The following is an 18,550-nucleotide window of genomic DNA, read 5'->3' as shown; positions in this document are numbered from 1 at the left end:
CCAAACGGTTGCTACTAGGAGGCAGTCATGGCATTCCCCGATCGCATCGAGCGCACCCTCGACCTGTCCCAGCCGCCGGAGCGGGTGTGGGCCGCGCTGACCACGGCCGAGGGGCTCGGCACCTGGTTCGGCCACAGCGCCGAGGTCGACCTGCGCGTGGGCGGGCTGATCAAGCTGGCCTGGACCAGCGGCGACACGGCCACGCTGGCCATCGAGCGGCTCGAACCGCCTCGCGTGCTGGGCTACACGTGGGCCATCTCCGGGCTTCCGGAGGGCGACCCCCGGCGTACGTACGTGGAGTTCACTCTCGAACCCGCCGGCGACGGCACCACCCTGACCATGGTCGAGAGCGGCTTCGCCCAGGTGCCGGACGACGCGCACAAGGCCGCCTTCGAGGGCAACACCGGCGGCTGGACCAGCGAACTGGGCGAACTGGTCGCGTACCTCGATGGCCGGCTCTGATCGCGAGCTGGTCGCGCAGGAGGTCTTCGCCGCCCTGGCCGACCCCACCCGCCGCGAGATCGTCGCGGCGCTGGCCGCGGGCGGGCCGGCCACCGCGACCGACCTGGCCGCCCGGCTGCCGATCAGCCGGCAGGCCATCGCGAAACACCTGAACCTGCTGGCCGAGGCCGAGCTCGTGATCGCCGAGCCGGGGGAGCGGCGCCGCGTCCGCTACCGCGTCCACTCCGCGCCGATGAAGGTGGCCCAGCAGTTCCTGGCCGCCCTCGCCCGCGACTGGGACGGCCCCCTCGCCGCCCTGAAGGAGACGCTGAAATGAATCCCGAGGTCGTGTCGCGCGGCGAATGGCTCACCGCGCGACAGCGACTGCTCGTCAAGGAGAAGGAACTCACGAAGGCCCGCGACCGCGTCAACGCCGTGCCCCAGCTGCATGTCAGCCGCCGACGGCATCAGCAACCTGCGGCAGCTCACGCCCGCGGCACCACCCTGGCCGCCGTCTCCCGGGCGCCGTACCGGGTGCCCGCGATCTCCGCCTTCCTGCGGGCCGGCGACGACGTCTTCCACACCTGTTCGACGTACCGCCGGGGCATCGAGCAGTTCCACAACGGCTACCGCTATCTCGATCTGACCGCGCTCGGCCGCCAGGAGGACTGGGAGGAGCCGAAGGGCCGTGCTCCCGGGCATGCAGGTCGGCGGCCCGAACATGCGCCTGCCCGATCAGACCAGATAGAGCGCCGCCCCGTGCGGCGGCAGATTTGCCCGGATTGTTCCATGTGAAACATCGGCCGCCGCGGACGTGGAGTTGAAGAGCGCCACCGCCGTCCGGCCGTCGGCCAGGGGCCGGGTGAGCACGAAATGCCCATCCGCCGACGAGACGACGCGGGCCGCCCGGCCGAGCGGATCCTGATCCACCGCGATCACGTCCGGGTCTTTCAGCACCGCCAGCGTCGCCCGCGAGACGCGACTGAGATCCGTGCCGATGATCAGTGGGGCCGCCATCATCGCCCACAGGATCATCTGGGTCCGGTCCTCGACGGCCGTCATGCCGTTGCCGACCTCGAGCATGTCGGGATCGTTCCAGGCGTTCGGGCCCGCGTAAGGGCCCAGCCCGACCGTCTGATCAAAGATCGACAGCATGCTCTCGTACGTCGGCCCGATGTCACCCGTGGTGCGCCACAGGTTCCCGTACCCGCGTCCCCAGCGCCACACCTCCTCGGTGCCCCAGCTGCACAGGCTGAGCACGATCGGGCGGCCGGCGGTGGCCAGCGCGTCGCTCATCGCGGCGTAGCGGTCCTTCGCCGGCGCGGCCGTGGCGCACCCGGCCTGCGGGCAGCCGATCCCGGCGTAACAGTTGTCGTACTTCAGATAATCGACACCCCAGGCCGCGAAGAGGGCGGCGTCGGCCCGCTCGTGACCCAGACTGCCCGGGAGCCCGCCGCACGTCTTGAGCCCCGCGTCCTCGTACACCCCAAGCTTGAGGCCTTTGGCGTGCACATAGTCGGCGAGCGCCTTGATTCCGTGCGGGAAGCGCTCCGGGTCGGCTCGCAGCTCACCGCGCGGGGAGCGGGACGCGGCCATCCAGCCGTCATCGATGTTGACGTAAACATATCCGGCGTCCCGCAACCCCGTGCTGACCAGGCGATCCGCCGTCTCGCGGATCAGAGACTCGGTCACTTCCAGGCCGTACGCGTTGTAGTTGTTCCAGCCCATCGGCGGCGCCGGCGCGAGCGTGGGCACGCCGGACGCCCGCGCGGGCGCGAGAAGCGCGGCCAGCAGGACCAGGACGGCGGTGAACCGGAACAGGCGCACCGCCCGAGTGTGCCCGCCCTACCTCAAGAGAAGCGCAGAGGCCACCTTACGCACGTACGGCTGCATGCCGGTGAGCTCCAGCCGGACCCCGCGGCCGGCCGCCGCCCGCCGCAGCGCGAGCAGGGTGCCGGCCCCGGCCGCGTCGAGCAGCGGCACCCTCGACAGGTCCAGGGTCAGCGTGTTTCCGGCCGGCGTGCGGGCCAGCAACGGCTGGACACCCGCGCGGAGCCGGGCCGTGTTGTCCCGGTCGAGCTCGCCGATCACCCGCACCCGGCCGCCCAGCTCCGGGATCACCTGGAGCCTCCCGGGCTCGTCGGCCTCGCCCGGCCACGGCGGCACCACGTCGGTCAGCAGCGCCTCCCGCAGCCAGCCCAGGGCCCGGCTCAGCAGCCGCGACACGTGCATCTGGGAGATGCCCAGCTCGTCGCCGATCTCCTGCTGCGTGTGATTGCCGTGGAAGCGCATCGACAGCAGGTGCCGCTCCCGCTGCGGCATCCGGTCGAGCAGGTCGGCCAGGCTGACCCGGTCGGGCACCAGGTCCATGTCGCGGTCCGGCGACCCGAACAGGTCGCCCAGCTCGCCCGTGCCGTCACCGGTGGGCTGGCTGAGCGAGACCGCGCGATATCCGGCCCCGCTGACCAGCGCGGCCCGTACGTCCTCGGTGCTGACGCCGCACCGGCCGGCCAGCTCGGGCTCGGTCGGCCACCGGCCCAGCTCGGTGGTGAGGTCCTGCCGGGCCCGGCCCACGGCCAGGGACAGTTCCTGCATGCGGCGCGGCACGTGCACGTTCCACCCGGTGTCGCGGAAGTGGCGCTTGATCTCGCCGGTGATGACCGAGACGGCGTACGCGGTGAACGAGCCCCGCTCCGGGTCGTAACGCTCCACCGCCTTGACCAGGCCGAGGCGGGCCACCTGGGTGACGTCGTCGGACGGCTCCGAGCCGAAACGGTAGCGGCGGGCGAGCCGGTCGGCCATCGGGAGCATCCGCTGGATCGTGGCGTCGCGCAGGCGCCGGGCCCGGGCGGCGTCGGGGGAGGCGTCGCGGTCGGTGGCGTAGCTCTCGGCGATGGCGTCGAGGTCTTCCAGCGTGGAATACGCGGACATAGCTGTTCCTCCGGTGTCTGTCCGCGGACACAGGGCGGAGGGCTTTACCAGCGCGACCTTGGTTTCCCCGGGGAGGGGTTCTAAACATCGCAGGTTTTTTCGTCACGCAGCCGGGAAGCCAGGTGGCCATGCCAGTTGATCAGAAGGCGCTCGCCACCAGTCTGGAAACCTTGAGCACGGCGGGCCTGTCGGCCGACCACCGCAGCCTCGAGGACCGCCTCGACCAGGTGCTGGCCGCCGCGCGCGACATGATCCACGTCGACGGGGTCGGCCTGATGCTGCTGAACGAGGAGAACGAGCTGCGGGTGGCCGGCGCGTCGATCCCGGCCGGGCTCGCGCTGGAACGGGCCCAGCTGCGGGTCGGATGCGGGCCGGCCATCGACTGTGTCCGCGAGGACCGGGCCGTCGCCGTTCCCGATCTGGCGGCCGACGACGACTATGCCCCGGTCTGGGCGGAGCTTCGGACGGGCGAGAAGCCGGCCCGGGCGGTACTGTCCGTTCCGGTGCTCGTCGCCGGCAGCGTCGTCGGCACCCTGAACGCTCTCCGCTCGCAGCCGCAGGCCTGGGAAGTCGACAGCGTCCGCGCCGCCGAGGCGTACGCCGGGGTGATCTCGGTCCTGCTCCGCCTCGGCGTCAACGCTCAGGAATGAGGAGGCGCCGTGCCGAACATCGATCCGGAGGTGCTGGCCAGCAGCCTGCGCCGGCTCGAGAAGCTGGGCGGCCCCGACGTACCCGGCGCGGTGGCCGACGTCGTGCACGCGGCCGTCGACCTCTTCCAGGTCAGCGGCAGCGGTCTCATGATCGCCGACGAGGAGAACAGTCTGCACTACGTGGCGGCCAGCAACGCGCCCAGCAAGGTCATGGAGCAGGCGCAGAGCCACGCCGGTGAGGGACCTTGCGTCTCGGCCTTCGTCCACAACCGGGTGGTGCACACCGACAACCTGCACGAGGATCCGCGCTGGCCGCGCATCCGCGGCCCGTTCCTCGAGCACGGGGTGGTGGCGGTGCTGGGCGCCCCGGTGCGGCTGGGCGGGGTGCCGGTCGGCACCCTCGACGTCTTCCTCGACCGGCCGCACGACTGGGACGACACCGAGGCGGCGGCGCTGGAACGCTACACCGGCCTGCTCGAGTCGACCCTGAGCACGGCGCTGGCCGCGCAGCGGGCGGGCGAACTGGCGGGCCAGCTGCAGTACGCGCTCGACTACCGCATCGTCATCGAGCGCGCGGTCGGCTATCTCATGGCCCGCCGCGAGACCGGTGCCGAGGAGGCCTTCGGCCTGCTCCGCGCCACCGCCCGCAATCAGCGGCGCAAGGTCGCCGACGTGGCCCAGCATCTGCTCGACACCGGCCGCCTGCCCGACTGAGCGCCGCCGCAAGGGCCCGATTGAGCGCCGCCGCAAGGGGTAGTCGAGGCCCATGGCTGAGGCGACGGTTTCCGATCTTCTGGTGGAGCGCCTGACGGCGTGGGGTGTCGAGCGGGTCTTCGGCTACTCCGGTGACGGCATCGACGGCGTGCTGGGCGCCCTGCGCCGGGCCGGCAAGCCGGAGTTCGTGCAGGCCCGCCACGAGGAGGCGGCGGCCTTCATGGCGGTCGCCCACGCCAAGTACGCCGGTGGCGCCGGGGTCTGCCTGTCCACGCAGGGGCCGGGCGCGGTGCACCTGCTCAACGGCCTCTACGACGCGAAGCTGGACAGTCAGCCGGTGGTGGCCATCGTCGGGCAGCAGTCCTCGACGGTGCTGGGCAGCGCGTACCAGCAGGAGATCGACCTTCAGCGGCTCTTCGGCGACGTCTGCGCCCAGTTCGTGCAGACCGCCTTCACCGCCGAGCAGGTGCCCATGCTGATCGACCGGGCGTTCCGGGCGGCCCTGGCCACCCGCGGGCCGACCTGCGTCATCCTGCCGCACGACGTGCAGTCCGAGCCGGCGCCCGACCCCACCCAGCACGAGCACGGCGTCCTGGTGACCAGTCCCGGCCTGCGCCCGGCCCGCCTGCTGCCGCGGGACGAGGACCTGCGCGAGGCGGCCGCGCTGCTGAGCTCGGGGGAGCGCGTCGCGATCCTGGTCGGCCAGGGAGCGTACGGGGCGGCGGACGAGATCGCGGAACTGGCGGAGCGCCTGGGCGCGGGTGTGGCCGCGTCGCTGCTCGGCAAGCCCGTGCTGGACGAGAACCTGCCGTTCCACACCGGCGTGATGGGCCACCTGGGCACCACCGCCAGCACCGAGCTGATGCGGGCCTGCGACACCCTGCTGCTGATCGGCACGAACGACCCGTGGACCGAGTTCTACCCGGCGCCGGGCCAGGCCCGCGCCGTGCAGATCGACATCGACGGCCGCCGGCTCGGCATCCGTTATCCGGTCGAGGTGCCGCTGCTGGGCGACGCCACCGCGACGTTGCGGGAGCTGCTGGGCCTCCTCAAGTCGGCACCACGGAAAGAATGGCGCAAAAAGGTCGAAGGCTGGGCCCGGCGCTGGCACGAGATCGCCGGGTCGCGGGCCGCGGCACCCGCCGAGCCGCTCAACCCGCAGCACGTCATCCGGTCGCTCAACGGTCACCTGCCCGCCGGCGCTCAGGTCGCGGTCGACGTCGGCTCGGTCGTCTACTGGTACGCCCGCCACCTGCGCTTGCCCGTCGGGGTGCCGGCGCATCTGTCCAGCACCCTCGCGTCCATGGGCTGCGGCATCCCGTACGGCCTCGCGGCCAAGCTGGAAAGCCCGGACCAGCCGGTGCTGGTCCTCTCCGGCGACGGTGGCTTCCAGATGCTCGGCCTGGCCGAGCTGGCGACCGTGGCCGCCCGCTGGCGCGACTGGGCCGATCCGCGTTTCGTCGTCTGCGTGCTCGACAACGGCGACCTGGCCGAGGTGAGCTGGGAACAGCGCGAGATGGAGGGCGAGCCCCGTTTCGCCGCCTCCCAGGACCTGCCGCGCGTGCCCTACGCCCGTTACGCCGAGCTGCTGGGCCTGCGCGGCATCGAGGTCAGCGCACCCGGCGCCATGGCCGAGGCGTGGGAGACGGCCCTGTCCGCCGATCGCCCCACCCTGATCCACGCCGTCGTCGACCCCGCGATTCCCCTGCTCCCGCCGCTACAACCGCAAGAGAAGATCGACCAGATGTACGCCGGTCTTGAGGCCGAGGACACCGATCTGGCCCGCCGGGCGGCCGAACACCTGCGCCGGGAGCGCGCCGGCGAAGCCTAGCCTGGCGGGCCGTTGGTACGGTCCCGCGCATGATCGCCGAAGACGTCGCCCATCGATATCTCGCGCTCGCCGACGACCGGCTGCCCGGCTTCGTCACCGGGCTGCATCTTGTCGGCTCGGCCGCGATCGGCGCCTGGCAGCCGGGCGTCAGCGACGTCGACACGGTCATCCTGACGTCCCGCCCGGCCTCCCTGGACGACCTGGCCACGCTGGCCGAGATCCACACCGAGATGGGCCGGCCCTTCTTCGACGGCGTCTACCTGTCACCCGAGCTGGCCCCGGCGTGGCCGGACGACCAGCGGCCGGTCCCGTTCGCCGTCAGCGGCACCCTGGCCGCCGACCGGCCGTGCGGCGAGCTCACACCCGTCGTCTGGCTGATCCTGAAGAAGTACGGCATCGCGGTTCGCGGCCCGGCCCCGGACGTCCGCGTCGACCACGACAACCTGCGCCGCTATCTGCTCGGCAACCTGGGCGGTTTCTGGCACCACCAGGCCGCGCAGATCGCGGAGGCCCTGCCCGCGATCACCGACGAGGTCCTCGACCCGGAGATCGTGACCTTCCACGTGCTCGGTCCCGCCCGCCTGCACTACACGCTGGCGTACGGCGACATCATCTCCAAGTCCGCCGCCGGTGACTATCTCGCCAAGCTCTTCCCCTCGTTCGGCGACGTGGCCGCCAAGGCCGTCCGCTGGCGTGCCGGCGAGCCCGAGCAGTTCACCCGGGCCGACCTCGAGGCCGCCGGCCTGTCGGTCTCCGCGATCATCGAGGACGCGCGGCGCCGGTTCTAGCCCAGCGGCGAGACCAGGCTGCGGGCCACCTGGAGGTCGGTGATCAGGACGTTGACCCAGCGGCCGCGCAGGGCGGCCCTGATCGCCGTGCTCTTGCGGGCGCCGCCGGCCACGGCGACGCGGCGGGGGACCGCGCGCAGCGTGCCGGCGCCGATGCCCAGCACCCGGTCGTCCAGGTCGGAGTCGATGTGCTCGCCGTTGGAGTCGAAGAAACGGATGCAGACGTCGCCGACCGCGCCCGCGGTGCGCAGCGCCGGCAGCTCGCCCTCGGCCACCGCGTTGCCGCTCTCGCGCAGCAGCGGCGACGGCTCGATGCTGCCGATGCCGACCAGGGCCATGGTCAGGTCGTCGCACGCCTTCAGCACCGGCTCGATGTTGGGGTCGGTGACGAACATCTGCCGCATGTCGGCCGAGGCCAGCAGGCCCGGCGCCTGCAGATAGACGGCCTGGGCGCCGGTCAGCGCGGCCAGGCGGCCCGTGATCCGGGTCGCCTGGGTCTGCGCCGTCACGTTCCCGACCCCGCCGAGCATCTGCACCACCTGGTCGGCCACCTTGGTCGGGCGCGGGTGCATGGCCTCGACCGTGGCCAGGATCGTCGAGCTCCAGGAGGAGACCCCGATGCGCTCGCCGCCCATCAGGGTCGTCTCCAGATAGACGGCGGCGGCCGCGCCCAGCGCCCGCATGATCTCGGGTTCGCCGTCCTGGTCGTCGGTGTCGGCCACGATGACCTCGGTGAGGCCGTACGCCTGCTCGATCTGCTCCTCGAGCTCGGCGTAGACCCCCCGCGGCGCGATCACCGTGGTGCGGACGATGCCGAGCTCGACGGCCCGTTTGAGGAGCCGGCTGACCCGCGGCTGGGAGATGTGCAGCTGCTGGGCGATCTGCGGCTGCCGCATGCCACGTTCGTGGTACATGCGGGCCACCTTGGTGAGCAGCCGGATCTGGTCGGTGGCGATCTCGTCCAGCGCGTTCGCTTCCATGCGGAGCAGAATATCCATTCACTCGGGGGCGGTTAACGCACCGTCAGGATGACCCTCTGGTAGTGCTTCAGGGCAGGCGACCCATCGTCGGTCACCTCGAGGATCAGGTGAATGGTCTGTCCGGGAGCGGCGTCGGCCGGCACCGTGAACGACGTGACCGACTTGTTCGAGTTGTCGAGTGTCACCGTTCCCGGGTAGGTGTCGGCGTCGGTGTACTGCCACCACCGGTACGCGAGCCGGTCGCCGTCCGGATCCGATCCCCGTCCGTGCAAAGTGACCTTGCGGCCGGGCTTCGCGGCGACGGAGAGGCCCTCGCGGACCGAAGCTCTCGGGTTGTGGTTGGCCTCGCGGTAGCGCGGCGTCACGCCCCAGTCGGCCCGGGCCGCGAAGTCGTTCTGCAGATCGGCCACCCAGCGGGTCTGCGGATAGGCCCGATCGGCCGCCCCGGTCGCCGGGTTGACGTCGGCGGTGTCGATCCAGCCCGTGGCGTTCGGGGCGAACCGGCCGCCCCAGCCGCCGTAGGCCGGATCCTCCGACGAGCGCAGACCGTTGAAGTCGAGCAGATAGAGGAACGAGGGGGAGTCGCCCTCGGAGATGAAGTCGTGCACGGCGTACGTCAGATTCTGATCAGGCCGCCAGCGGTTGTTCTCGTCGTCGCCCGGCGTCGGCTTGCCATCGCGGTAGGTCCGGTACCGCTCGAGCAGCTTGCCGTGCCCGGTCAGGAAGTTCTCCTCCATGTACGGGGCCTTCAGCGCGTACTGCAGCGAGGCCGGCACCTGCCGCGTCCACAGATAGGCGAAGCTCCAGAACTGGCTCTGGTTGTCGACGATCTTCAGGCCGGGCCAGTTCGGCTTGATGTAGCCGTCGAGCGTCGCGTCCTGGTTGAGGATGTTGTAGATGACCACCTTCTGGCTGATCTTCCGTTGCAGTGAAGGCCAGCGCGGCGAGCCCTGATACCGCTCCTGGATGGACTTCAGCGCCCGCGCCGTCGTGTTCAGTCCGCCCCACGACTGGATGTAGAGCGGCCCGGGCTCGTCGTCCAGGATCACCTTCTCGATGAGCCGGGATCCGTCGGTGACCCGCTCCATCTCGCTGACGTTGGAGACGTTTCCGATTTTGTACAGCGACCGCAGGGCGGCCGGCGTCGGATATCCGGGCGCGTGCCGCCGCAGGTTCGGATAGAGCTTGGCGTACAGGTCGATGTATTCGTTGACCCAGGCCGTGCCGGTCCATCGGTACGGCGCGACGGTCGCCCCGTCGCCGGCCCAGTGGTAGCGCGAGCTCGAATAGACGATGCCCTCGATGTCGAACTCGTTGGCGTAGTACAGGAACCGGATGAACGAGTCCATGTCGTCCACCTCGCCGTCCTGCGAAACGATGATCCGCGGCTTGGCGGAGCCGTGATCGTGGGCCTGCGCCGGTGTCGCGCCGGCGAAGGGCAGGGCCACGGCCAGCGCCGCGGCGATCAGCAGACGGACTCTCATGCGCACTCCTGATGAATAGAAATTCATAAGTGCATCGGTACCGCGATCGCACCGTAATGAGGCGGTGACCGAGGAGTCAAGAGCACCGGCCCATTGACATCCGCGACATCCAGCGTTCACAGTGAACGCATGGCCAATCGCCCATGAATGGATATTCAGCATGAAGGTGTTCCCCCGCTGGGCGGCCGCCCTGCTGCTCGTGGCCGCGCTCGCCGCCTGCTCCAAGGTGCCCGGAGTCTTCGTCTACGAGAAGGACGGTCAGGCCGCGACCGGCGAGAAGGCGGCCGACGCCAAGTCCTTCGTGGACGGCAACTGGTCGCAGAAGATCGTGCCGGCCGTGCAGGAGAAGGCCGTCGACGTCACCACGGTGGCGGCCGCGATCGAGAAGGATCCCGAGGCGGCCGGCAAGCAGTACGGCCATCAGGCCGGCACCGGCAGCCCGTTCGCGTACATGGTCAAGGGGTCCGGCACGATCACGAAGGTCGATAAATCGGTGCCCACCGGCCCGGTCACCGTCGAGGTGCCGCGCGCCGGCGCCAAGCCGCTGACCGTCACCATCGCCACCGGCCCGGTCATCGCCGGCACCGCCATCCGCGACGCCGTCGGCTTCATCTCGTTCGGCGACTTCACCAACCAGATCGAGTACGCCAACGTCGCCAACCAGATCAACGACCGGGTCAAGACCGACGTGACCGCCAAGGCCGATCTCGCCGAAGGCAAGAAGGTCACCTTCCACGGCGCCTTCTCGGCGCTGCCCGGCGCCGGCGTCTTCCTGGTGCCGACCGAGCTCCAGGTGGGCTGATGGAGATCCTCGAGGCCCACCACATCAGCAAGAACTACGGCGGGGTGCGCGCGCTGAAGGACGTCACCTTCACCGCGTACCGGGGCAAGGTCAACGTCCTGGTGGGGGAGAACGGCGCCGGCAAGTCGACGCTCATGAAGATCCTCTCCGGCTCGGAGCAGCCGACCTCGGGCGAGATCCTGCTCGACGGTGAGCCGGTGCGCCTGGGCAGCCCGCGCGACGCCCAGGCGCGCGGGATCGGCATCATCCACCAGGAACTCAGCCTGTTTCCGAACCTGTCGATCGCCGAGAACATGTTCGCCGGCCGGGAACTGCGAAGGGGTAAGCGCTTCGTCGACGCCGCCGCACAGAACAGACGTGCCGCGGAGGTGCTCGCTCGCCTCGGCCAGGGCCATCTCAGCCCGGCCACGACGGTGGGTGACTTGCCTATCGGACAGCAGCAGCTCGTCGAGATCGGCCGGGCGCTGCTCGAGGACGTCCGGGTGCTCATCATGGACGAGCCGACGAGCGCGCTGTCCAACCACGAGGTCGACGTCCTGTTCGAGGTGATGGCCGACCTGCGCGAGGACGACGTCACGGTCATCTACATCTCGCACAAGCTCGACGAGTTCCGCCGCATCGGCGACTGGGTCACCGTATTCCGCGACGGCCGCCTCGTCGCGCACGAGTCGATGGCGCGCACCGACACCGGCTGGATCGTGCGCGAGATGGTCGGCCGCGACCCCGACTCGCTCTACGTCCGCAACAGCTCGCCGGTCGGCGACATTCTCCTGGAGGTACGTCACCTGACCGTGCCCGGCCCGGCCCGCCCACTCGTCGACGACGTGTCGCTGACCGTGCGCGCCGGTGAGGTCGTCGGCCTCTACGGCCTGATGGGCGCGGGCCGCACCGAGCTCGTCGAGACCCTGATGGGCATGCGCAAGGCGGCCTCGGGCGAGATCCTGGTCAAGGGCAAGGCCGAGACCAAGGGCACCGTCCAGGCCCGGATCGCGGCCGGGCTCGCGCTCGTGCCCGAGGACCGTCAGCGCGACGGCCTGGTGCAGACCATGTCCGTGCGCGACAACATCCTGCTGGCCACGGTCGGCCGGATGACCCGGGGCGGACTGCTCGACGGAGGCGCCGAGCAGCGCACGGCCAAGAGCAAGGTCGGCGAGCTCGCCATCAAGATCCCCGGCCTGGCCGCGCTGGTCACCTCGCTCAGCGGCGGCAACCAGCAGAAGGTCGTGCTGGCCCGGGCGCTGCTGACCGAACCGGTCGTGCTGCTGCTCGACGAGCCCACCCGCGGCGTCGACGTCGGCGCCAAGGCCCAGATCGCCGCGCTCATGGCCGACCTGGCCGTGCGGGGCTTCGGCGTCCTGTTCATCTCCTCGGAGCTGGCCGAGGTCATCGCCATGGCCGACCGGGCGCTGGTGATGGCCCAGGGCCGCGTCACCGCCCAGTTCAGCGCGGCCGAGGTCACCGAAGAAGCCCTGGTGGCGGCTTCCGCATCCGACAGCGTCCTGGAGGCTCGTTCATGACCGACACCCACGTGGCCCCGCCGAAGAGCCCGGCGGCGCCGCCCGAGCCGACCCCCGAGGGCAACCGTGCCTTGGCCAAGGCCGCACTGTGGCTGCTGCGCGGCCGTACCCTCGTGGTCCTGGTCGTCCTGGTCATCATCTTCAGCACCATCTCGTCGGAGTACCTGACGCAGAGCAACCTGATCCTGATGACCAAGCACGTGGCCATCAACGCGATCCTGGCCATCGGCGTCACCTTCGTCATCCTGACCGGCGGCATCGACCTGTCGGTGGGCTCGATCGCCGGCCTGGCCAGCATGGTCTGCGGCGGGCTGCTGTTCACCGGCCTCGCCGTGCCCGGCGGCCACCTGTTCTTCTCGGTCGCGGTGGTCATCCTGATCGGCATCGTGGTCGGCGCGCTGGTCGGCGCGGTGAACGGCGTGCTGGTCACCCGGTTCCGGGTGGCGCCGTTCATCGCCACCCTGGGCATGCTCTACGTCGCCCGCGGCGTGGCCCAGCTGATCAGCGACGGCGGCACCTTCCCCGACCTGGCCGGCTCACCGGCTCGGGGCAACCAGGGCTTCCACATCATCGGCGTGGACAGCTGGCTCGGCATCCCGGTCGCCGTCTGGATCATGATCGTGGTCGCCGCCGCGGCCATCATCGTCACCACGAAGACCCCGTTCGGCCGCCGCGTCTACGCCGTCGGCGGCAACGAGCGAGCGGCCGTCCTCTCCGGCATCAGGGTCAACCGCATCAAGATCGCCGTGTACGTCATCTCCGGCGCCTGCGCCGCCCTGGCCGGCCTGCTCCTGACCTCGGAGCTCGGCGCGGCCTACCCCGACACCGCCACCACGTACGAGCTGAACGCGATCGCCGCCGCCGTGCTGGGCGGCACCGCCTTGGCCGGCGGCCGCGGAACCATCGTCGGCACCGTCATGGGCGCCTTCGTCATCGGCTTCCTCAGCGACGGCCTGGTCCTGATCGGCGTCTCCACTTTCTGGCAGTCAGTGGTGAAGGGCGCCGTCATCGTCTTCGCCGTGGTCACCGAGCAGGCCCAGCAACGCCTCCAGTCCTCCTTGAGCAAACGAACCGCCTGACGCCCTTCCCGCGCTGCCCCTCGTCCCGCCCACGCCTCACCCCGCGTCCCACCCGCGTCCCACCCGCGCCTCACCCCGCGTCCCGCCCGCGCCGCCTAGCACCGCCCACCCGCGCCTTACCCCGCGTCCCGCCCGCGCCGCCCAGCACCTCCCGCCCGCGCCTCCCTTTCGAGAGGAAAAAAGATGAAATTCCGGAAACTGATACTGCCGATCGGCGTCGCCGCCGTTCTTGCCCTGGCCGCCTGTGGCGGCGGGGACGGCGACAGTGACGACAGCTCGTCGTCCGGCAGCACGCCCGCCGCGTCCAAGCTGATCGTCATCATCACGCCGTCGCCGGACAACGTCTTCTTCAAGGCCGAGCAGGACGCCGCCGACGCCCAGGCCAAGAAGCTCGGCTACGAGACCCTCGTGCTCAGCCACGACGACGACCCGACCAAGCAGAGCCAGGAGATCGACACCGCGATCTCCCGCAAGGCCGCCGCGATCATCCTCGACAACGCCGGCGCCGACGCCTCGGTCACCGCCATCCAGCGGGCCAAGGACGCCAACATCCCGACCTTCCTGATCGACCGTGAGATCAACAAGACCGGTGTCGCGGTCGCCCAGATCGTCTCCAACAACGCTCAGGGCGCCGGCCTCGGCGGCCAGGAGTTCGCCAAGCTGATGGGCAACAAGGGCGAGTACGCCGAGCTCACCGGCAAGCCCACCGACACCAACGCCGGCGTCCGCTCGCAGGGCTACCACGGCATCCTCGACCAGTACCCGGACCTGAAGATGGTCGCCCAGCAGACCGCCAACTGGGACCAGGCCGAGGCGCTCCAGAAGACCCAGACGATCCTTCAGGCCCACCCGAACATCAAGGGCATCATCGCCGGCAACGACACCATGGCCCTCGGCGCCTGGGCCGCCGTGCAGGCCGCCAAGAAGGACATCGTCGTCGTCGGCTTCGACGGCAGCCCCGACGTCGTCAACTCGATCCTCAAGGACGGCATCAAGGCCACCGTGCTCCAGCCGGCCAGCAAGATCGCCGAGATGGCCGTGACCCAGGCCGACGAATACATCAAGACCGGCAAGGCCAGCCAGCCCGAGAAGCAGTCGATCGACTGCGTCCTGGTGAACGCCGACAACGCGAAGTCGGTCACCAACTTCGCAGTCGCCTGAAACACAGAAACGAGAGGACACCCATGCTGGTCGCCGACCCTACGGCCGCCGCCGCCTGGCATCGATTCCGGCAGGATTTCGCCGGCGCCGCACCGCAGCGTCGCCGTGAGATGCTGCGGCAGCGGGCCAACCAGTCCCGCACCACCGACCTCCAGATGATCGGCCGGGCCGGCCTGGGGCACGTGGGCGGCGACATGTCCGTCCTCGACATCCTGACCACGCTGTTCTTCGCCGTCCTGCGGGTCGATCCGGAGAAGCCGGAGTGGGCCGACCGCGACCGGTTCGTGCTGAGCAAGGGCCACACGGCCGGCGCCTTGTACGCCACGCTGGCGGCGGCCGGGTTCTTCCCGGCCGCCGAGCTGGACACGTTCGCCGGCCCGCTCTCGGCCCTCAACGGCCACCCCAACCGGGTCAAGGTGCCCGGGGTGGAGACCAACACCGGCCCGCTCGGCCACGGCCTGCCGGTCTCGGTCGGCATGGCCGTGGCGGCCCGGCTCGCCGCCTCGTCCCGGCACGTCTACGTGGTGCTGGGCGACGGCGAGCTGCAGGAGGGCAGCAACTGGGAGGCCGCGATGACGGCCGGGCACCGCCGCCTGGCCAACCTCACCGCGGTCGTCGACCGCAACCGCCTCCAGCAGGGCGCCCGCACCGAGGACACCAACACCCTGGACCCGCTGGACGACAAGTTCAGAGCGTTCGGGTGGGACGTGGTGGAGGTCGACGGGCACGACCACCTGGCCCTGCTGGAGGCCTTCACCGCCCCGCGCGGCGAGCGCCCGCTGTGCGTCATCGCCACCACGACCAAGGGAAGAGGCGTTTCCTTCATGGAGGACCGCGTCGAGTGGCATCACAAGGTGCCCAGCGCCGCGCAGATCGAGGCCGCGACCGTGGAGCTGGCCCGATGACCGCGCCGGCCCAGGAAGTGTTCGACTGCCGGGTCGCCTTCGCCGAGACGCTGATCGAGCTCGCCCGCGAGGACGAGCGGATCGTGGCGGTCTGCAACGACTCGGTGGGTTCCAGCAACCTCGTCGGGTTCCAGAAGGAGTTCCCCGACCGGCTCATCAACGTCGGCATCGCCGAGCAGGACATGGTCGGTGTCGGCGCCGGGCTCGCGCTCAGCGGCTATGTGCCGTTCGTGTGCGGCGCGTCGCCGTTCCTGACCGGGCGGGCTCTGGAGCAGATCAAGGCTGACGTGGCGTACAGCCAATCGCCTGTGGTCCTGTGCGGCATGAGCCCCGGCATGGCGTACGGCGAACTCGGCCCGACCCACCACTCGATCGAGGACCTGTCCTGGCTGCGGGCGATCGCCGGGCTGGGCATCGTCGTTCCGGCCGATCCGTCCGAGACAAGATCGGCCGTACGCTGGGCCGCGGCCGCCGCCACACCGGTCTTCCTGCGGATCGGGCGGTTCAAGGTGCCCGCGGTGACCGACTCGTTCGAGTTCGGGACCGCCGGGCTCCTGCGCGACGGCGGCGACGTGACGGTGGTGGCGACCGGCACGATGGTCTCCCGCGCCCTGGCCGCGGCCGAGGAGGCCGAGGCGGAAGGGGTGTCGGTGCGGGTGCTGAACATGTCGACGATCGCGCCGCTCGACGAGGAGGCGATCCGGCGGGCCATGCGCGAGACCCGGGCGATCGTCACCGCCGAGGAGGCCACCACGACCGGTGGGCTGGGCGCCGCGGTGGCCGCCGTGGTGGTCACCGAGCCGGCCCCGGTGCCGATGCGGATGCTCGGCGTGCACCGCGAGTTCGCGCCCACCGGCACCACGGCGTTCCTGCTCGAACACTTCGGGCTGACGGCGGGCGACATCCGCCGGGCGGCCGTCGAGCTGGCCCATGCCTGAAGAGCTCGTCCTCGCCGTCGACCAGGGCACCTCGTCGACGAAGTGCCTCCTGGTCGACGGCCGCGGCGTGGTCATCCGTGAGGCGAGCGCGGAGGTGCCGATCCGCTATCCCCGGCCCGGCTGGGTCGAGCAGGACGCCGGGGAGATCCTCGACAGCGTCCTGACCGCGGCGGCCGGCTGTCTGCGGGGCGAGCGCGTCACCGCGGTCGGCCTCAGCAGCCAGCGTGAGTCGGCGGTGATCTGGGACCGGCGTTCGGGTGAGCCGCTCGGCCCGGTGCTGGGCTGGCAGGACCAGCGGGCGGTGAGCGTCTGCGACAAGCTGCGCGGTGACGAGGCCCGCATCCGGGCGATCAGCGGCCTGCCGCTCGACCCGATGTTCAGTGCCGCGAAGTTCCGGTGGCTGCTCGACGGTCATCCGGGCGCTCTGGTGGGCACGGTGGATTCCTGGCTTCTGTACGCCTTGACGGGCGCCCACCAGATCGAGGTGGGCAACGCGTCGCGCACCCAGCTGCTGGACGTGCGCTCCCGGCAATGGAGTTCCGAACTGCTGGATCTGTTCGAGATCCCGGCGTCCGCGCTGCCCACCGTCACGCCGTCGAACGGGGACCTGGGCCGCATCGGCGAGCGCGGGGGAGTCCTCGAAGGGCTCCCCATCAGGGCGGTCCTCGGCGACTCGCACGCCGCCCTCTACGCGCACGGCGCCGCGGCCGAGGGCGGTGTGAAGGTCACCTACGGGACCGGCTCGTCGGTGATGCGCCTGGGCGAAGCCGCCGGGGTCGGCCTGACGGTGGCCTGGAACGATCGGCTCGCCGCCGAGGGCAACATCCGCTCATCCGGGGCCACGGTCGCGTGGCTCGCGTCATTCCTCGGTCTCTCCCCGGAGCAGATCGGCCAGATGGCCGCGACGGCGTCGAGCGACGGCGTCCTCCTCGTGCCCGGCTTCGGCGGGTTGGCCGCGCCCTGGTGGGACGACGCCGCGGTCGGCCTGATCAGCGGCCTCACCCTCGGCACCCGCCCGCCGCAGCTCGCTCGGGCCGCCGTCGAGTCCATCGCCCACCAGGTGGCCGACGTCGTCGACGCCATGGGCGGCGCCGCCCGCGTCCTGGCCGACGGTGGCGCCTCGGGCAACGACACCCTCATGCAGATCCAGGCCGACCTGACCGGCCTGGTGGTACGCCGTGCCCGTACCGCAACTCTCTCCGCTCTTGGTGTTGCCTTCCTGGCCGGCGGCCTGACCCCGGCCGTCACCTACGACGAGTTCACCCCCTCTGTTGATGCCGCGGACGCCCGTTCCGCCTGGCGTGACGCCGTGCGCCGCGCCCTGTCCCGCAAGGAGTCCCGATGACCGAGTACCCCCGCTTCGGCGCCGGACTGTGGCACTTCGCCACCTACGTCGACCGTTACGCCACCGACGGCTACGGCCCGTCGCGCACCACCCTCGAGGCGATCGAGCTGGCCGGACAGGTCGAAGACCTGTCGGTCGTCGACCTCAACTACCCCTTCACCCCCGGTGTCGGCCTGTCCGAGGTCAAGGACGCCCTCGCCGCGCAGAACCTGACCGCCATCGGCATCACCCCGGAGATCTACGTGCGCCGGTTCAGCCGCGGTTCTTTCACCAACCCCGACCCGGCCGTCCGCAAGGCCGCGCTCGACCTCATGCACGAGGCGGCCGGGATCGTGCGCGAGCTGGGCGCCGACTACGTGAAGATCTGGCCGGGCCAGGACGGCTGGGACTACCCGTTCCAGGTCGACCACCGCACCCTGTGGAAGCTCGCCGTCGACGGCATGCGCGAGCTGGCCGGCGCCCACCCCGACCTCAAGTTCGCCATCGAGTACAAACCACGCGAGCCCCGCGTGAAGATGACCTGGGACTCGGCCGCCCGTTCGCTGCTGGGCATCCAGGAGATCGGCCTGGACAACGTGGGCATCCTGCTCGACTTCGGCCACAGCCTCTACGGCGGTGAGTCGCCGGCCGACGCGGCCCAGCTCATCATCGACCACGGCCGCCTCTACGGCATGGACGTCAACGACAACCTGCGCGGCTGGGACGACGACCTGGTCGTCGGCACGGTGCACCTGACCGAGATCTTCGAGTTCTTCCACACCCTGCGCAAGAACAACTGGGACGGCGTCTGGCAGCTCGACCAGTTCCCGTTCCGCGAGGACTCGGTCGACGCCGCCCGCACCTCCATCGGCATCCTCAAGCGCATCTACCGCGCACTCGACCGCCTCGACACGGCCGCCCTGGCCGAGGCGCAGGAACGCCAGGACGCCATGGCCGCCCAGCGCCTGGTCCAGAACGCCCTCTTCGGCGAGGTCAAGGAGTAGC

Annotated in this window: 19 protein-coding genes; 15 read left to right on the top strand and 4 right to left on the bottom strand. The window is 70.7% G+C overall.

The features are described from left to right. Window positions 1–27: 27 nt before the first annotated feature. The 3 genes from ACFY36_RS15270 to ACFY36_RS15260 are packed head-to-tail and all read left to right on the top strand — an operon-like array spanning window position 28 to window position 1,236. Window positions 28–462 (top strand): SRPBCC domain-containing protein, encoded by a 435-nt coding sequence (locus ACFY36_RS15270; RefSeq protein ID WP_499746571.1) that lies wholly within the window; start codon window positions 28–30, stop codon window positions 460–462. Further along, the gene (locus tag ACFY36_RS15265) at window positions 449–778 is read left to right on the top strand and encodes an ArsR/SmtB family transcription factor (RefSeq protein WP_499746570.1); all 330 of its coding nucleotides are present in this window, start codon (window positions 449–451) and stop codon (window positions 776–778) included. Before ACFY36_RS15270 ends, ACFY36_RS15265 begins: the two co-directional genes overlap by 14 nt. Next, window positions 775–1,236: a DUF899 family protein gene (locus tag ACFY36_RS15260; protein WP_499746569.1), complete on the top strand. Its 462-nt coding sequence runs from the start codon at window positions 775–777 to the stop codon at window positions 1,234–1,236. The genes ACFY36_RS15265 and ACFY36_RS15260 overlap by 4 nt, the downstream gene beginning before the upstream one ends. Here ACFY36_RS15260 and ACFY36_RS15255 read toward each other — a convergent pair. After that, a complete protein-coding gene (locus ACFY36_RS15255) occupies window positions 1,177–2,268 on the bottom strand; it encodes a glycoside hydrolase family 27 protein (protein ID WP_499746568.1) in 1,092 nt (363 codons plus the stop codon). The two genes, ACFY36_RS15260 and ACFY36_RS15255, sit on opposite strands and share 60 nt — an antisense overlap. Window positions 2,269–2,286: 18 nt before the next feature. After that, on the bottom strand, window positions 2,287–3,372 hold the full coding sequence (locus ACFY36_RS15250; RefSeq protein WP_499746567.1) for a sigma-70 family RNA polymerase sigma factor: 1,086 nt from the start codon (window positions 3,370–3,372) through the stop codon (window positions 2,287–2,289). Window positions 3,373–3,500: 128 nt separating this feature from the next. Between ACFY36_RS15250 and ACFY36_RS15245 the strand changes: the two genes are divergently transcribed. The 4 genes from ACFY36_RS15245 to ACFY36_RS15230 are packed head-to-tail and all read left to right on the top strand — an operon-like array spanning window position 3,501 to window position 7,355. Further along, complete coding sequence (locus tag ACFY36_RS15245; RefSeq protein WP_499746566.1) at window positions 3,501–4,022, top strand: GAF domain-containing protein; 522 nt, start codon at window positions 3,501–3,503, stop codon at window positions 4,020–4,022. A gap of 9 nt (window positions 4,023–4,031) precedes the next feature. Next, on the top strand, window positions 4,032–4,736 hold the full coding sequence (locus ACFY36_RS15240; RefSeq protein WP_499746565.1) for a GAF and ANTAR domain-containing protein: 705 nt from the start codon (window positions 4,032–4,034) through the stop codon (window positions 4,734–4,736). A 52-nt stretch (window positions 4,737–4,788) separates the two neighbouring features. Next, window positions 4,789–6,567 carry a thiamine pyrophosphate-requiring protein gene (locus ACFY36_RS15235; protein ID WP_499746564.1) on the top strand — a complete coding sequence of 593 codons (1,779 nt, stop codon included), beginning with the start codon at window positions 4,789–4,791 and terminating at the stop codon, window positions 6,565–6,567. Between the two features lie 29 nt (window positions 6,568–6,596). After that, complete coding sequence (locus tag ACFY36_RS15230) at window positions 6,597–7,355, top strand: nucleotidyltransferase domain-containing protein (RefSeq protein ID WP_499746563.1); 759 nt, start codon at window positions 6,597–6,599, stop codon at window positions 7,353–7,355. On the opposite strand, the gene ACFY36_RS15225 is transcribed toward ACFY36_RS15230, so the two are convergent. Then, a complete protein-coding gene (locus ACFY36_RS15225; protein WP_499746562.1) occupies window positions 7,352–8,335 on the bottom strand; it encodes a sugar-binding transcriptional regulator in 984 nt (327 codons plus the stop codon). The genes ACFY36_RS15230 and ACFY36_RS15225 overlap by 4 nt on opposite strands. 32 nt (window positions 8,336–8,367) lie before the next feature. Next, a complete protein-coding gene (locus ACFY36_RS15220; RefSeq protein ID WP_499746561.1) occupies window positions 8,368–9,819 on the bottom strand; it encodes a DUF1593 domain-containing protein in 1,452 nt (483 codons plus the stop codon). Window positions 9,820–9,979: 160 nt separating this feature from the next. Between ACFY36_RS15220 and ACFY36_RS15215 the strand changes: the two genes are divergently transcribed. From ACFY36_RS15215 to ACFY36_RS15180, 8 genes are all read left to right on the top strand, one after another. Continuing rightward, window positions 9,980–10,621: a DUF2291 family protein gene (locus tag ACFY36_RS15215; protein ID WP_499746560.1), complete on the top strand. Its 642-nt coding sequence runs from the start codon at window positions 9,980–9,982 to the stop codon at window positions 10,619–10,621. Then, window positions 10,621–12,138: a sugar ABC transporter ATP-binding protein gene (locus tag ACFY36_RS15210; RefSeq protein WP_499746559.1), complete on the top strand. Its 1,518-nt coding sequence runs from the start codon at window positions 10,621–10,623 to the stop codon at window positions 12,136–12,138. The genes ACFY36_RS15215 and ACFY36_RS15210 overlap by 1 nt, the downstream gene beginning before the upstream one ends. Continuing rightward, window positions 12,135–13,217: an ABC transporter permease gene (locus tag ACFY36_RS15205; RefSeq protein ID WP_499746558.1), complete on the top strand. Its 1,083-nt coding sequence runs from the start codon at window positions 12,135–12,137 to the stop codon at window positions 13,215–13,217. Before ACFY36_RS15210 ends, ACFY36_RS15205 begins: the two co-directional genes overlap by 4 nt. A 183-nt stretch (window positions 13,218–13,400) precedes the next feature. Beyond that, entirely contained in the window at window positions 13,401–14,378 is a 978-nt protein-coding gene (locus ACFY36_RS15200; protein WP_499746557.1) for a D-ribose ABC transporter substrate-binding protein, read from the top strand. Window positions 14,379–14,401: 23 nt separating this feature from the next. Continuing rightward, complete coding sequence (locus tag ACFY36_RS15195; protein WP_499746556.1) at window positions 14,402–15,283, top strand: transketolase; 882 nt, start codon at window positions 14,402–14,404, stop codon at window positions 15,281–15,283. Then, window positions 15,280–16,221 (top strand): transketolase family protein, encoded by a 942-nt coding sequence (locus ACFY36_RS15190; protein ID WP_499746555.1) that lies wholly within the window; start codon window positions 15,280–15,282, stop codon window positions 16,219–16,221. Before ACFY36_RS15195 ends, ACFY36_RS15190 begins: the two co-directional genes overlap by 4 nt. After that, entirely contained in the window at window positions 16,214–17,566 is a 1,353-nt protein-coding gene (locus ACFY36_RS15185; RefSeq protein ID WP_499746554.1) for an FGGY family carbohydrate kinase, read from the top strand. Before ACFY36_RS15190 ends, ACFY36_RS15185 begins: the two co-directional genes overlap by 8 nt. Next, complete coding sequence (locus tag ACFY36_RS15180) at window positions 17,563–18,549, top strand: sugar phosphate isomerase/epimerase family protein (protein ID WP_499746553.1); 987 nt, start codon at window positions 17,563–17,565, stop codon at window positions 18,547–18,549. Before ACFY36_RS15185 ends, ACFY36_RS15180 begins: the two co-directional genes overlap by 4 nt. Window position 18,550: the final 1 nt, after the last annotated feature.

This window comes from Actinoplanes sp. NPDC000266 (genome assembly GCF_042899005.1).
Classification (GTDB): Bacteria; Actinomycetota; Actinomycetes; order Mycobacteriales; family Micromonosporaceae; genus Actinoplanes.
This window is presented reverse-complemented; position numbering and strand designations above follow the sequence as displayed.